Origin of the sequence: Haloplanus salinarum, assembly GCF_024498175.1 — an archaeon.
GTDB classification, from domain to species: domain Archaea; phylum Halobacteriota; class Halobacteria; order Halobacteriales; family Haloferacaceae; genus Haloplanus; species Haloplanus salinarum.
Genome location: NZ_CP101823.1, coordinates 2733155 through 2745702, shown reverse-complemented (window position 1 = coordinate 2745702; position 12548 = coordinate 2733155). Strand labels below are relative to the sequence as shown.

General features: G+C 69.8%; 15 protein-coding genes and 1 tRNA gene. 6 read left to right on the top strand and 10 right to left on the bottom strand.

The window, feature by feature from the left end; translation table 11 throughout:
• Nucleotides 1-84: 84 nt before the first annotated feature.
• A tRNA-Arg gene (locus tag NO364_RS14365) sits at nucleotides 85-184 on the top strand.
• Between the two features lie 325 nt (nucleotides 185-509).
• Here the strand turns inward: NO364_RS14365 and NO364_RS14360 are convergent.
• The 3 genes from NO364_RS14360 to NO364_RS14350 form a co-directional block, all read right to left on the bottom strand.
• The gene (locus NO364_RS14360) at nucleotides 510-806 is read right to left on the bottom strand and encodes a type II toxin-antitoxin system RelE family toxin (RefSeq protein WP_257627879.1); all 297 of its coding nucleotides are present in this window, start codon (nucleotides 804-806) and stop codon (nucleotides 510-512) included.
• Nucleotides 796-993 carry a hypothetical protein gene (locus tag NO364_RS14355; RefSeq protein WP_114448940.1) on the bottom strand — a complete coding sequence of 66 codons (198 nt, stop codon included), beginning with the start codon at nucleotides 991-993 and terminating at the stop codon, nucleotides 796-798. Before NO364_RS14355 ends, NO364_RS14360 begins: the two co-directional genes overlap by 11 nt.
• A 356-nt stretch (nucleotides 994-1349) precedes the next feature.
• Nucleotides 1350-1529: a hypothetical protein gene (locus tag NO364_RS14350; protein WP_257627878.1), complete on the bottom strand. Its 180-nt coding sequence runs from the start codon at nucleotides 1527-1529 to the stop codon at nucleotides 1350-1352.
• 73 nt (nucleotides 1530-1602) lie between these two features.
• Between NO364_RS14350 and NO364_RS14345 the strand changes: the two genes are divergently transcribed.
• Nucleotides 1603-2418, top strand: a complete 816-nt coding sequence (locus NO364_RS14345; RefSeq protein WP_257627877.1) for a bacteriorhodopsin — start codon at nucleotides 1603-1605, stop codon at nucleotides 2416-2418.
• Nucleotides 2419-2439: 21 nt separating this feature from the next.
• Here NO364_RS14345 and NO364_RS14340 read toward each other — a convergent pair whose 3' ends face one another.
• From NO364_RS14340 to NO364_RS14330, 3 genes are all read right to left on the bottom strand, one after another.
• Nucleotides 2440-2802 (bottom strand): DUF5518 domain-containing protein, encoded by a 363-nt coding sequence (locus NO364_RS14340; protein ID WP_157690226.1) that lies wholly within the window; start codon nucleotides 2800-2802, stop codon nucleotides 2440-2442.
• Between the two features lie 40 nt (nucleotides 2803-2842).
• Nucleotides 2843-3343 carry a hypothetical protein gene (locus tag NO364_RS14335; RefSeq protein ID WP_257627876.1) on the bottom strand — a complete coding sequence of 167 codons (501 nt, stop codon included), beginning with the start codon at nucleotides 3341-3343 and terminating at the stop codon, nucleotides 2843-2845.
• Nucleotides 3344-3700: 357 nt separating this feature from the next.
• Entirely contained in the window at nucleotides 3701-4285 is a 585-nt protein-coding gene (locus tag NO364_RS14330) for a DUF7474 family protein (RefSeq protein WP_157690228.1), read from the bottom strand.
• A gap of 92 nt (nucleotides 4286-4377) precedes the next feature.
• Between NO364_RS14330 and NO364_RS14325 the strand changes: the two genes are divergently transcribed.
• Nucleotides 4378-5463, top strand: a complete 1086-nt coding sequence (locus NO364_RS14325) for a DNA primase large subunit PriL (protein ID WP_257627875.1) — start codon at nucleotides 4378-4380, stop codon at nucleotides 5461-5463.
• Nucleotides 5464-5585: 122 nt separating this feature from the next.
• On the opposite strand, the gene NO364_RS14320 is transcribed toward NO364_RS14325, so the two are convergent.
• Nucleotides 5586-5783 carry a DUF7472 family protein gene (locus NO364_RS14320; protein ID WP_157690230.1) on the bottom strand — a complete coding sequence of 66 codons (198 nt, stop codon included), beginning with the start codon at nucleotides 5781-5783 and terminating at the stop codon, nucleotides 5586-5588.
• Between the two features lie 207 nt (nucleotides 5784-5990).
• On the opposite strand from NO364_RS14320, the gene NO364_RS14315 reads away from it, so the two are divergent.
• On the top strand, nucleotides 5991-6680 hold the full coding sequence (locus tag NO364_RS14315) for an SWIM zinc finger family protein (RefSeq protein WP_157690231.1): 690 nt from the start codon (nucleotides 5991-5993) through the stop codon (nucleotides 6678-6680).
• Here the strand turns inward: NO364_RS14315 and hjc are convergent.
• On the bottom strand, nucleotides 6677-7099 hold the full coding sequence (gene hjc, locus NO364_RS14310) for a Holliday junction resolvase Hjc (RefSeq protein WP_257627874.1): 423 nt from the start codon (nucleotides 7097-7099) through the stop codon (nucleotides 6677-6679). The two genes, NO364_RS14315 and hjc, sit on opposite strands and share 4 nt — an antisense overlap.
• 110 nt (nucleotides 7100-7209) lie before the next feature.
• Here hjc and NO364_RS14305 point away from each other — a divergent pair, with 110 nt between their 5' ends.
• Nucleotides 7210-8727, top strand: a complete 1518-nt coding sequence (locus tag NO364_RS14305; protein WP_257627873.1) for a sensor histidine kinase — start codon at nucleotides 7210-7212, stop codon at nucleotides 8725-8727.
• Nucleotides 8728-8730: 3 nt separating this feature from the next.
• On the opposite strand, the gene NO364_RS14300 is transcribed toward NO364_RS14305, so the two are convergent.
• Complete coding sequence (locus NO364_RS14300) at nucleotides 8731-10008, bottom strand: adenosylhomocysteinase (protein ID WP_257627872.1); 1278 nt, start codon at nucleotides 10006-10008, stop codon at nucleotides 8731-8733.
• Nucleotides 10009-10093: 85 nt separating this feature from the next.
• Between NO364_RS14300 and NO364_RS14295 the strand changes: the two genes are divergently transcribed.
• The gene (locus NO364_RS14295; RefSeq protein WP_257627871.1) at nucleotides 10094-11224 is read left to right on the top strand and encodes a sensor histidine kinase; all 1131 of its coding nucleotides are present in this window, start codon (nucleotides 10094-10096) and stop codon (nucleotides 11222-11224) included.
• Here the strand turns inward: NO364_RS14295 and NO364_RS14290 are convergent.
• Entirely contained in the window at nucleotides 11221-12510 is a 1290-nt protein-coding gene (locus NO364_RS14290; protein ID WP_157690236.1) for an amidohydrolase, read from the bottom strand. The two genes, NO364_RS14295 and NO364_RS14290, sit on opposite strands and share 4 nt — an antisense overlap.
• Between the last annotated feature and the right edge of the window lie 38 nt (nucleotides 12511-12548).

Genomic DNA, 12548 nt, shown 5'->3' with positions numbered 1-12548 from the left:
CTCGTGGCCTTATACTCTGTCGTGTCCGCCCGCTGGGCGCCGAGCCGAACCGTTTTTTGACTCCCCCCGCCTTCTCGCCGACGGGGGCACGTAGCTCAGTCCGGATAGAGCGTCGGACTTCTAACCCCGACGGCCCGCGGGGGAAGCCATCCGACGGTCGTGGGTTCAAATCCCATCGTGCCCGTGACGGCGTGGCCGAGCGACAGCGAGGCCCGCCGAACTCCTCGTGGGATTTGAATCAGGGAGCGGCTCCGCCGCGACCGTGGTTCAAATCCCATCGTGCCCGCTCACTCCCTTCGGTCGTTCGCGGCCACGATGTAGTCCCTCTCGCTCACTGCGTTCGCTCGCGGGACTCCCATCGTGCTCGTGGCAGTACTAGAACGTCAGAATTTGGCCGCAGAGAGGGTTTATTTCGAAGTTTCGAATACGAGAGCCGTCGGACTCGGATCCCGTATTTCCGAACGGAGCCATCTCTTTCGGGAAACCGACCAACGCAGTCACGTACCCGTTCAATCGAACCCGTAGCGCTTGTGTGCCTCGTCGATGTCCACGATCTCGATCACGCGGACTTCCCCGTTCGCTTCGAGTACGTCGTAGAACGCGGTGTGAGTTCGCCCGATATGCAGACGATACAGCTCCTCGCCCTCGATCACCAGCTTCTCTTTGTCACCGGATCCCGAATCCGGTCTCGGATACGGATCGTCCGCCAATTTCCGGAGATTGTCCTTCACGATGCGTGTGCTCTTCTCGTCTAACGCGGCGACGTACTCACGGGCTTCCTCCGCGAGGAGGACCTCATAACTCATCGAGCGCCGTCAGTTCGTCAGTGTCTGCTTCACGGACCTCCTTCGCTCGTTCGACGAGTTGTCGACGCTGGTGTTCCTGGATCAGTTCTCTCAGCAGGTCGTCGTACGTCTCGCCCGCCCCCTTGAGCTCGTTCAGTTCCTTCCACCGCTCCTCAGTGACCGGGATTCGTTTGCTGGCGTTGGACATACGTGCCGACACCTCTGTTCAATCCTTACAACGCTTACAGGCAAAAGGTTTGGGTGGACGAACTGCGTTCGCTACCATCGGGGTTACATATCGCCAGCGAACCGGATCCCATCGTGCCCGTGAACACCGCCGAGCGTCAGCGAGGCGTGTGTGAACGCCACGATGTAGTCCCTCTCGCTCCCTTCGGTCGCTCGCGGGACTCCCATCGTGCCCGTGGCAGTACCAGAACGTCAGAATTTGGCCGCAGAGAGGGGCTATTTCGAAGTTTCGAATACGAGGGCCGTCGGACTCGGATCCCGTATTTCGGAACGGAGCCATCTCTTTCGGGAAACCGACCAACGCAGTCACGTACCCGTTCAATCGAACCCGTAGCGCTTGTGTGCCTCGTCGACGTCCACGATCCCGATCACGCGGACTTCCCCGTCCGCTTCGAGTACGTCGTAGAACGCGGTGTGAGTTCGCCTCGCGGGATTCGAATCACGCGGGACGAGCACCGAACCCGGGAGACCCGCCGACCCGTCCGGTCGATGACGCATCGAGTACACGATCGGAGTAAAATCGTCGGATCGTCTTCAGGTATTTGTGGGTACGGGACGTACGCCGGGTACGATGCTCGATCCGATCGGCTCACTCGGCGTCTTGCTCCAGACACAGGGGGAAGCGGTCTCGCAGATACAGAACGACGTGTTGCTCAGTTCCTCGCTGTGGGTCAACGTCGCCCTGGCGGGGTTCGCCACGCTGCTGTTCGTGTACATGGGCCGGAACGTCTCCGGGGGTCGTCCCCGGCTCATCTGGGCCGCGACGCTCATGATCCCGCTCGTCTCGATTTCGAGCTACCTCGGCCTGCTGTCGGGGTTGACCGTCGGTTTCATCGAGATGCCGGCGGGGCACGCATTGGCCGGGGAAGAGGTGATGAGCCAGTGGGGTCGGTATCTCACGTGGGCCCTGTCGACGCCGCTGATACTGCTCGCGCTGGGACTGCTCGCCGACGTCGACGTCGGGAGCCTCTTTGCGGTCATCGCGGCGGACGTCGGGATGTGCCTGACCGGCCTCGCCGCGGCCTTGGTCACCTCGTCGTACCTGTCCCGGTGGCTGTTCTACGCGATCAGCTGTGCCTTCTTCGCCGTCGTCCTGTACGCCCTGCTGGTCGAGTGGCCGCGGTCGGCGGCGTCGGCCGGCACGGGCGATATCTTCGGGACGCTCCGGGCGCTCACGGTCGTGCTGTGGCTCGGCTATCCGATCATCTGGGCCGTCGGCGTCGAGGGCTTCGCGCTCGTGCAGTCCGTCGGGCTCACCTCGTGGGGCTACTCCGCGCTCGACGTCCTGGCGAAGTACGTGTTCTCGTTCCTGCTGTTGCGGTGGGTCGCCGCCAACGAGGCGGCCGTCTCCGTCTCCGGCGGCGTCGGGGCCTTCGCCGACGACTGACGGGCGTCCAGCCCGCCCCGTTCACAGCTCGTCGACCAGATACGCGCCGAGATAGCCGCCGAGCGCACTCAGGCCGACGGTGTAGACGGCGGCGATCAGCCCGAAGACGGTGACGACGAGGAGGCCACCGATCCCCAGGGCCGCACCGCCCCGGAGGCCGAGGGCGAAAAAGCCGAGGAAGGAGACGAGAAGCAGACCGAAGAGGACGAGCGGCACCGTCGCGATGATTCCCGAGAGCGCCCCCACCCGGAGTCCTTGCGAGGCGTCGGCCTCGTTCAGGTAGGCGGCCACGCCGCCCCCGAGGACGGGCGAGAAGGGGATAAACGAGAGGACGACCGTTACGACGGCACCGAGCAGTGCGTGGAGGGTGGAATCGGAGACCATGCGCTCAGGACGTGCGGGACGAGACAAATACTTTCGGCCGTCACGACTCGGGCACCATCGACAGCGTCCGGGTGTAGCGGCGGACGGTGTTGCCGTCGGCGTCCTCGAGGACGACCTGGAACTGCTTCTGTCCGGTGACGGTCGTCAGTTGGCCCTCGCGGACGTCGAAGTCGAACGGCGGATCGCGGTCGACGGTGACCGGTTCGCCGCCGCTCATCACGACGACGTGATCGATGCCCTCGGATTCGGTCGGGTGACAGTGGACCACCGCCTCCCCGCCATCGGTCGACTTCGTACAGAGCAGGTCGGGGTCGATGTCCGCACTCGTCCCCGCCAGCGACGACTGGAAGTCGAAGACGACGGGTCCCGTCGGGGCGGTGCCGAGGACGACGACGGCGACGAGAAACGGCGCGAGGCCGGCGGTGGGGAGGCGGCGACCGAACCGGCCGACCCCTTGTAGGCGTTCACCTTCCCGCGGTAGGCCGCGGTGGAGAGTTTCAGCGTCTCGCCCACCTGGTTCTGCTCGCCGAACTGCATCCACCCGGCCATCCAGCCGAACAGCGTCACGGCCCAGACACCCGACAGGCCGAGCCAGATGGTCTCGCGTCTGTTCACCGTCTCGTTCCACCAATCGCCTTCCGGCGGTTCGATCGGTGACTTCATCATCCCGGTTGGACGGACATCAGGTCGATCAGCCCCCAGACGATGTACGAGAGGGTGAAATACAGCAGCCCCGCCCCCGCGAGTAACCACGGGCTCTCGAGCAGTTGCTGGGGTCACGGTTCTCCCGACTGGTCGCTCGTCTCGCCCGATACCATACGGCAACCTGTGCGGGGTTACGGAGTATGTCTACGTGCGACGTGTTCGGCGGGGTTCCCACGCGCCGAGAACGGGGGCGTTACAGACTCCGCTCGATGACGCGTTTCGCCGCCGTGGCCTTCTCCTTCCACCCGTAGCCCGACGCGTAGACGTGGCGTTTCTTCTCGACCAGCGCCTCCGGGCTCGCCTCCTCGAAGCCGCCGCGGTCCCACGCCCCGCTCTCGCGGAGCCACTCGACGACGTTTTCCTTCGTCTCCGGCCACGAGAGCCCGACCATCTCGTACCACGCGATCATGGCGAAGACGGCGTTGTCGTGACAGCCGGGGACGCTCCCGCGCTCGTAGACCGTCTTGATCGGCTCGCGGGTGGGGACCGACACCGCCTCGCGGTACTCGTCGGCCGGCAGGAGGCGGAGTCGGTCGTTGGCGTCGTCGACCCGGCCGTCGCGGCGGAGTCGCTCGACTGCCGCCTGCCGGAGCGGGCCCCACTCCTCGACCAGTTCGGGGAGGTCGTCGGCGTCGGTTACGCCCCCCGAGAGCACCGCCACCACGTCGACGTAGGCGGCCTCGACCGTCGCCCACGGCGTCCCCTCGAACCGGCAATCCGTATCGTGGAGGCTGTTTGTCGCCCGGCAGTCGGGACAGGGGTAGTCGAACGTCGGCACGACCGCTTCCAGTGCGGGCGCGAACTTAGGTCGTGTGGTCCCGGCTGCCCCGACCGTCGCGCTTATCCACCCCGCTACACAACCGTTCGGCGATGCGTCCCGACCCGCTCTACGCCCGGTATCCCTTCCTCGACGCGGCGCGGGCGGCGGTTCAGGAGGCGGACATCTCCCCGCCCCGACTGGTCACGGAGGGCGACCCCGCCGTCGACCGTGCCCGCGAACGGGTCGAACGCGCGCTCATGTCGGGTACCGTCGCCTCCGAGACGCCCGAACGCTGGAGCGACCGGGACGAACTCCTCTCGTATCCCATCGCCCGCATCCTCGTCTCGCTGGTCGACGTCCGCGCGGCCGTCGAGAAGTACGCCGACGCGGAGGCCGAGACGGCCTTCGAGCGCCTGCGGGCGGACCTCGCGGCCGACGACGCGGAACTGCGCAGCGTCGCGACGCCGCGGGCCGACCTCCCGACGTTCCTCGACGAGTTCGACCTCGACGGGGCGGTGCGGCGGGTTGCGGACGGGAGCGGCGACCCCGGACGCGATACGTTTCGCATCGACGTGACGGCCTACCTCCGCCTGACCGATCCGGACTGGGGTGCGGACTGGCGACTGGTCAACCGCGACCTGGCCGACGGCGAGGTGCCCGTGGCGAGCGAGGAGCTCCACCGACTGCTCCGGGAGGCCGTCCGCCGCCGGGTGGCGTCGGGCTTGCCCTTCGAGGTTCGCGGGAGCGCCGGCGGCGACGCCCTCGCGGCCGCCCTCGACGACGACGTGACCGCGCTCCGGGACCGCCTCGCCGAGCGCGAACGCCTGCCGTCCGTCGACACCGTCGCCCCCGAGCGGTTCCCACCCTGCATGCGGGCGTTGCTCGACCGGGCCGACGGCGACCTGCCACCCCACTCCGCCTTCGCCGCCACGGCCTTCCTCGTCTCGCTCGGCCTCGACGCCGACACCATCGCCGAGCGGTGGCCCGGCCTCGACGACGGCGACCTCTCCTACCGCGCGACCGTGCTCGCCGACGACGGCGGGGGTGGCAGCCAGTATCCGGCCCCCTCGTGTGCGACGATGGCGACGTTCGGGGACTGCGTGAACCCCGACGAGCGCTGCGAGACCATCGACCACCCGCGTCGGTACTACGCGGCGGCCGTGGCCGACGCCGACCGGTCCGAGAGCGACGACTGATACTGTTTATTGTAAGTCATTACCGGTGGTTCGCCGAGACGGTCCGGCGAACCACCGGCAACCAGTTACAATAATCCGTATGAGGGCGGGGCGAACGACCCGCGACGGTCCGTCCGGACCCGTCAGTCCGCGAGAAAGAGGCCGACCCCGGCCATCGCGAGGATGAACACGGCGATGGTGACCACGAGCGCCAGGCCGCCGGTCGATCCGAGGCCGCCGTCGTTGTAGGCGGTGCCGATGCCGACGACGAGCGCGACGAAAACGCCCACTGCGCCGACGGAGATGGCGATTTTCCGGACCATCCCCTCTTCGAGTTCCATGTTCGGGCATCCGTCGGCCCCGGCAAAAGAGCTTCGATGCTCGCGCCGTCAGCGATTCGCCGTGATTTCCCTCAGAGAACGCGTGAGACGAAGGTTTAGGTGTATCGAGCCCCTAGTGTCGCCGACGGAGCGATCCGGTTTCACGCCGGGATCGCGACGCTCCCGATCGCCCCGCAGTCCTGCGATCACGGCGACTCCACCCACACCATGACGCACCCAGCACACACACCCGCGTCACTGCCAGCCACCCGTTCCAAGACCACGCTCCCGGCCGCCGGCACGACCGGTCGGGCCCGGCGCGCCCGCGTCGAAGCCATGGCCGTCCGGCCGCTCCGCGACGGCCGGTACGCCGTCGAGACCGACGGCGAGGGCGAGACGTACGTCGTCGACCTCGACGCCACGACCTGCACCTGCCCGGACCACGAGGTCCGGGGCGCCCGCTGTAAACACCTCCGCCGGGTCGCCCTCGAAGTCACCGCCCGCCTGGTCCCGCCGCCCGGACGCCGGACCGCCGTCTGTGCGGTCTGTGGCGGACGGACGTTCGTCCCCGTCGCAACCCGTGGCCCGTCGCTCTGTGCGCGTCACGCCCGCCGCCCGGGCCACCGCGTCGTCGACCGGGAGACGGGCGACCGGCTCCTCGTCGTCGCCGCCACGGGCGCACGCGCCGACCGCGTCGAGACCGACGAGGGGCGGCTCGTCGCCGACTACCCCTCGAACGCCGACTACGGCCGTCACGAACCCGTCTTCGAGGCCGTCTACGTCGACGCCGTCGAGCGCGACGGGCCGGTACGCGCCTACGCCTTCCCGGCCTCGCGGCTGCGCTCGCCCCGGACCGCCGACGCCGAGTCCCGACCGAACCCCCGGGCCGACGCCGGTGCCCGGACGACCCCCGCCTAGGCGTCGTCGAGACGCGCCTGCGTCGAGTGGCCGACGAGCCCCGCCAGGTCCTCGCCGTCGGCGAGCGCCGTCTCCTTTTTCACCCGGTAGTTGCCGCCGTCGGTGACGTGGCAGTCGCCGGGGTGGAAGAAGTACCAGTCCTCGCGGTCGAAGCGGACGGCGATCCGGGCGTTGGCGCCGAAGTTGCGCGCGAAGTAGATCAGCGACTCCACCTCCTCGCCGGAGAGGTAGATGGGGTCGCCGGCGCTGGATTTCGCCTCGATGGCAAAAAAGCGCTTGCCGTCGCCGGCCAGCACGTCGGGGAGGTCACGCTCGGTGGCGCTCCCGCTCGCGGGCGCGCGCATCACCGCGAACCCCGCCGCGTCGAGTTCGTTGACGAGTTCGCGCTCCCGGCGGTCACCCTTGCGGTTCGCGGACATACCCGTTCTGGGCGATGGCCCGAGTTAAATCACCCGTCCGCCGGCCCGACTCGCACGCGTGATATTTCGAACGGTACCTTTCTCCCGCTCGTCGGTAAACAAGGGGTTCGATGACGCCCTCGATCGGATCTCCGACCCGGCTCAGCGTCGGCGGGCTGGTGATCGCGGCGGTCGGCTACGTCCTGACCCGATATACGGTCATCGAGTCCCTCCGGCCGGACGCGTCCACGGTCGGATTCCTCCTCAGCGAGGCGCCGGTCCTGGTCGCCGGGTTCGGCCTCACGGCCTTCGGTTTCGGGCTGGCGATGAGTTCCCGCGACGCCGCGGAGGCCGCCGTCGTGGCCCGCTGGTGTCTGCTCGGCACCGGTTCGATGGCGGCCGTCGTCGGACTGACCTACGCGGCCGTCTGGCCCGTCTCGCCCTCGACGACCGAGGCGCGGCTGGTCGCGAACGCCCTCGTCGCCGGCGCGGTCGGGGGAACGCTCACCGGCGTTCGCTCCGTCGGCCTCCGGCGCCACCGCCGGGACGTGAGCCGACAGGCCGACCGGCTGACCGTCCTCAACCGCCTCCTGCGTCACGAAGTGCTCAACAAGGTGAACGTCATCGGGGGGTACGCCTCGGTCGGCGGCCGCGGCGCCGACGACGAGGGAGCCGACGACTGGGCCGTCGTCGACCGGCACGCCGACGCCATCGACGACACCATCGACGTGGTCGGCCTGCTGACCGAGTCCGGCGACCCGTATCCGGTCTCCCTGCGCCGGCACGTCGAGGCGGCCGTCGAGACGGTGCGGCGTGACCACCCGTCGGCGACCGTCGAGGTCGACGACGTGCCGGACGTCGACGTGTGCGGCTTCGACCACCTCGCTGTCATGTTCGAACACCTGATCGAGAACGCCGTCGTCCACGGCGACGGCTCGGCACGGGTGCGCGTCGAGGCCGCCGGCCCCGACCGGCCGGTCCGGGTCCGCATCGTCGACGACGGGCCGGGGCTGCCCGCCGCCCAGCAGCGCCTCGTCCGCGACCGGGTGACTCCCGAGGCGGACGACCCCCGGTCGGGGTTCGGGCTCGCGCTCGCGCGACTCATGCTCGACGACGTCGACGGCGACCTGACCGTGGAGACGCCCGTCGCCGACGGTCGCGGGACCGCCCTGACCGTCGCGCTCCGTCGGGGGGCGCCCGCCGAACGACGGTTCGGCGTCACGCCGGACCGGCTCGAACGTGGGGCGGTCGCGGGCCTGATCGCCGGCCTCACGATGGGGCTGGTGACCCAGTTCGGCGCCGGACAATTCGGGATCATCGGTGCCCTCTACGGCGTCGAGAACGTCGCGGTCGGCTGGATCAGCCACCTGTATCACAGCGTCTTCTTCGCGCTCCTGTTCGTGACCGCGACGGCGCCGTGGGTCCGCGACGGGGACGGCCGGCGGCTCTCCGCCCTCGCCGTGGGCTACGGGGTCGCCCTCTGGCTGGTCGCCGCGGGGGTCGTGATGCCGCTCTGGCTCCGCGCGGTCGGTCTCTCCGCGCCCGTGCCGAACCTGCAAGTGCCGTCGCTGATCGCCCATCTCATCTGGGGGGTCGTCTTCGGCGGCGGATACGCCTGGCTCTGCCGGCTTCGCGACCGGGCCGAGTGAGCCCTACGTCCCGTGGTCCCAGGAGTCCATGTACTCGCGTTGCTCGTCGCTGAGGGCGTCGATGGCGATGCCCTCGGCGTCGAGTTTCACCTCCGCGATCTCGCGGTCCAGCCGGTCGGGCACCTCGTGGACGCCGGCCTCGTACGCGTCGGGATTGACGGCGAGTTCGCGGACGCAGACGGCCTGGACGCCGAAGCTCTGGTCCATCACCTCGACAGGGTGACCCATCGACAGCGGGCCCGCGAGGTTCACCAGCCGGCCCTCCGCGAGCACGTTCAGTCGGCGACCGTCCGGGAGTTCGTACTCCTCGACGCCGTCGCGGACCTCGCGGGTCGAGACGGCCATCTCGTCCAGTTCTTCGAGGTTGATCTCCACGTCGAAGTGGCCGGCGTTCGCCAGCAGGGCGCCGTCTTCCATCCGCTCGAAATCCTCGCGCGTGATCACGTCGCGGTTGCCGGTCGTCGTCACGAAGAGGTCGCCCTCGCCCGCGGCCTCGTGCATCGGCATCACGTCGTACCCCTCCATATGGGCCTCTAGCGCCCGCCGGGGGTCGACTTCCGTGACGATCACGTCGGCGTTCATGCCCGCGGCCTTCTTGGCGACGCCGCGGCCGCAGTAGCCGTAGCCCGCGACGACGATCGTCTTGCCCGCGATGGCGAGGTTCGTCGTCATCGCGATGTTGGCGAGCGCGGACTCGCCGGTGCCGTGGACGTTGTCGAACAGCGTCTTCATCGGCGTGTCGTTGACCGCGAACATCGGATACTCCAGCGCGCCGTCGTCGGCCATCGACCGCAGGCGATGGACGCCCGTGGTGGTCTCCTCGCAGCCGCCCTTGAGCTGGGGGATCAGGTCGGGGTGTTCGTCGTGGATGTGGGTGACCATGTCGGCGCCGTCGTCGACGGTGATCGTCGGATCGACGCCGACGACGGCCTCGATGGCGTCGTAATACTCGTCGGTGTCGACCCCGTGGGCGGCGTAGGAGGTGACGCCGTCGACGGCGTGGAGCGCCGCGCTCACGCCGTCCTGTGTCGACAGCGGGTTACAGCCGGTGATGGCCACCTCCGCGCCGCCGACCGCGAGGAGTTCGACCAGAACGGCGGTCTTGGCCTCGACGTGCATCGCCATGGCGATCCGCTCGCCGGCGAGCGGCTTCCCGGCGGCGAACGACTCCCGAAGTTCGGCGAGGATGGGCATGTGGGCCTCCGCCCAGTCCATCTTCCGTCGCCCCGCGGCCCGTGCGCTCGCGGGGTCGTCGAGGCGCTCGGCTATCGTGCGTGTCATACGCCCCGTTGCGCGAGCGGTGGCAAAACCCTACCGTCTCCCCACGGCGGGAAGTTATTTCATCGTGGTCGCCGAGGCCCACACGATGGACCAGTGGCCGCTCCGGGAGCACGCCGTCCGCGGCGCCGACCCCCGCGCCGTCGCCGGCGGTGGCATCCTCGTCGCCCTCGGGTGGGCCTTCGTCGCCGTCCACACCGCGACCGCCCTCGACTCGACCGGCCGCCTTGGCTCGATCTTCGGGCTGGTCGTCCCGCTCGGCCTCGCGGCCACCCTCTTCGTCGGCGCCATCTGCGTCTACCGCTACGGCCTGGCCGAGTCGGCGCTCCGGATCAGCGGCTGGACCCTCTTCGGGACGCTCGCCTTCGCCGCCGTCATCGGCGGCGCCCTGTTCGCGCTCGGCCCCGACCCCGTCGATCCCGCCGCGTTCCCGGTCGTCCTGCTCAACGTCGCGGCCGGCGGGGCCGTCCTCGGTCTGCTGGTCGGCCTCTACGACGCCCGGCAGCGCCGCCTCCGGCGACAGCTCACCGACGAACACCGTCGCGCCGACGACTTCCGCCAGCGACTCAGCGTCCTGAGCCGCGTCCACCGTCACGACTTCCGCAACAAGCTCAACCTGATCGTCGGGACCGCGGACCGCCTCCGTACCGACGCCGACGGGGCCGACGCCGTCGACGCCGAGACGGTTCGCACGCGGGCGCGGACGATCCAGGACGCCGGCACGGCACTCGGGCGGATCACGGAGGAGTTCCGCGAACTGGAGCGGCTCCGGACCGACGCCGTGATGGATCCCCGGCGGATGGACCTCGTGGCGGCCGTCGACGCGGCCGTCGCCACCGTCGGTGCCACGTTCCCCGACGCGACGGTCGTCACGACCCTCCCCGAGACGCTGCCGGTCCGGGCGTCGCCGCTCGTCGGTCGTGCCGTCGAGGAGCTCCTCGACAACGCCGCCCGGCACAACGACGCCCCGCGGATCGAGGTCGGGGCCACCCGCCGTGACGGGGTCGTCGCCCTGACCGTCCGCGACGACGGGGCGGGGATCCCGCCCGCGGAGGTGGCCGTCCACCGCGCGGCCGAGGAGACGTCGCTCGACCACAGCGACGGTCTGGGCCTGTGGCTCGTCGCGTGGATCGCCGAGCGCTCGGGGGGGACGGTCGACATCGAGCGCCCGGACGAGGGCGGCACCGCCGTGACGATCCGGCTGCCGGCCGCCGACTAACCCGCCCGCGCCAGCAGATCGCGGGCGCGCCGCTCGGCCCGCGCCATCACCGCCCGTTCGTCCAGCGGCAACACCTCGCGGTCGCGCATGAGTACCGTTCCGTCACAGACCGTGTGGCGAACGTCGGACCCCCGGACGGCGTAGGCGAGGTGGCTCACGAGGTCGTGATCGGGCGTCAGGTGCGGGGCGTCGAGGTCGACGACGGCGAGGTCGGCCGCGGCGCCCGGTTCGATCCGCCCGGCGTCGATGCCGAGCACCGCGGCCCCGCCCGCGGTCGCCATGCGGACGGCGTCGGGGGCGGCGACCGCGCTCGCGTCGTCGGCCGCGAGCTTGCCGAGCATGGCCGCGTCGCGCAGCTCGTCGAAGAGGTCGAGGTCGTTGTTCGAGGCGGCGCCGTCGGTGCCCAGTCCCACCGCGACGCCCGCGTCGAGCAGGCGCTGGACCGGCGCCATCCCCGAGGCGAGTTTCATGTTCGAGGCCGGGCAGTGGACGACGCCCGTCCCCGTCTCCGCCAGGAGGTCGATCTCGTCCCCGTCGAGGTGGACGCCGTGTGCCAGGAAGTCCGCCTCCCGACAGAGGCCGAGGTCCCGGGCCCACTCCAGGGGCCGGCGTCCCCGCTCCTCGACGATCGGGTCGACCTCGGCGGCGGTCTCGTTGGCGTGGTAGTGAACCGGCACGCCGGCCTCGGCGGCCTCCTCGGCGGCGAACGAGAGCAGGTCCGGCGTGACGGTCGTGAGGCTGTGGGGCATCACCGCCGTCGAGATCCGGCCGTCGGCGGCGCCGTCGAACGTCCGTGCCGTCTCGATGCTCTCCTCGATGTCGGCCCGGGCCGCATCGTCGTCCTTCCCGGCCGAGATGGCGCCGTGCCCGAGGACGGCCCGCAGGCCCGCCCGCTCGACGACGGCCGCCGTGCGATCGATCTCGAAGTACATGTCGGCGAAGGTGGTGGTCCCCGAGCGGATCATCTCCAGGACGCCGAGTTCGGCCCCGGCCTCGATGTCGGCCGGTTCGAGCGCCGCCTCGACCGGCCAGACGTCCTCGCGGAGCCACCGATCCAGGGGCTTGTCGTCGGCGTGGCCCCGCAGGAGCGTCATGGCGACGTGGGTGTGTGCGTTCACCAGCCCCGGAATCACCAGCCCGCCGTCGGCGTCGAGGGTCTCCTCGCCCGACAGATCCGGACCGACCTCGACGATCTCGCCCGCCGAGCCGTCCACCAGTACGTCCGCGTCGACGACGGTCATGTCCGGGCGCAGGACGCGACCGTCGCGGATCAGGAGCGTCCCCATATCCCCTCTGGACCCCCGGGCGGGTTAAGCGCCGGGGA

What these genes read in the sequence shown, in the direction of transcription:
- NO364_RS14360 (WP_257627879.1), bottom strand. Translation starts at nt 806, where the DNA reads ATGAGTTATGAGGTCCTCCTCGCGGAGGAAGCCCGTGAGTACGTCGCC.
- NO364_RS14355 (WP_114448940.1), bottom strand. Translation starts at nt 993, where the DNA reads ATGTCCAACGCCAGCAAACGAATCCCGGTCACTGAGGAGCGGTGGAAG.
- NO364_RS14350 (WP_257627878.1), bottom strand. Translation starts at nt 1,529, where the DNA reads ATGCGTCATCGACCGGACGGGTCGGCGGGTCTCCCGGGTTCGGTGCTC.
- NO364_RS14345 (WP_257627877.1), top strand. Translation starts at nt 1,603, where the DNA reads ATGCTCGATCCGATCGGCTCACTCGGCGTCTTGCTCCAGACACAGGGG.
- NO364_RS14340 (WP_157690226.1), bottom strand. Translation starts at nt 2,802, where the DNA reads ATGGTCTCCGATTCCACCCTCCACGCACTGCTCGGTGCCGTCGTAACG.
- NO364_RS14325 (WP_257627875.1), top strand. Translation starts at nt 4,378, where the DNA reads ATGCGTCCCGACCCGCTCTACGCCCGGTATCCCTTCCTCGACGCGGCG.
- NO364_RS14320 (WP_157690230.1), bottom strand. Translation starts at nt 5,783, where the DNA reads ATGGAACTCGAAGAGGGGATGGTCCGGAAAATCGCCATCTCCGTCGGC.
- NO364_RS14315 (WP_157690231.1), top strand. Translation starts at nt 5,991, where the DNA reads ATGACGCACCCAGCACACACACCCGCGTCACTGCCAGCCACCCGTTCC.
- hjc (WP_257627874.1), bottom strand. Translation starts at nt 7,099, where the DNA reads ATGTCCGCGAACCGCAAGGGTGACCGCCGGGAGCGCGAACTCGTCAAC.
- NO364_RS14305 (WP_257627873.1), top strand. Translation starts at nt 7,210, where the DNA reads ATGACGCCCTCGATCGGATCTCCGACCCGGCTCAGCGTCGGCGGGCTG.
- NO364_RS14300 (WP_257627872.1), bottom strand. Translation starts at nt 10,008, where the DNA reads ATGACACGCACGATAGCCGAGCGCCTCGACGACCCCGCGAGCGCACGG.
- NO364_RS14295 (WP_257627871.1), top strand. Translation starts at nt 10,094, where the DNA reads ATGGACCAGTGGCCGCTCCGGGAGCACGCCGTCCGCGGCGCCGACCCC.
- NO364_RS14290 (WP_157690236.1), bottom strand. Translation starts at nt 12,510, where the DNA reads ATGGGGACGCTCCTGATCCGCGACGGTCGCGTCCTGCGCCCGGACATG.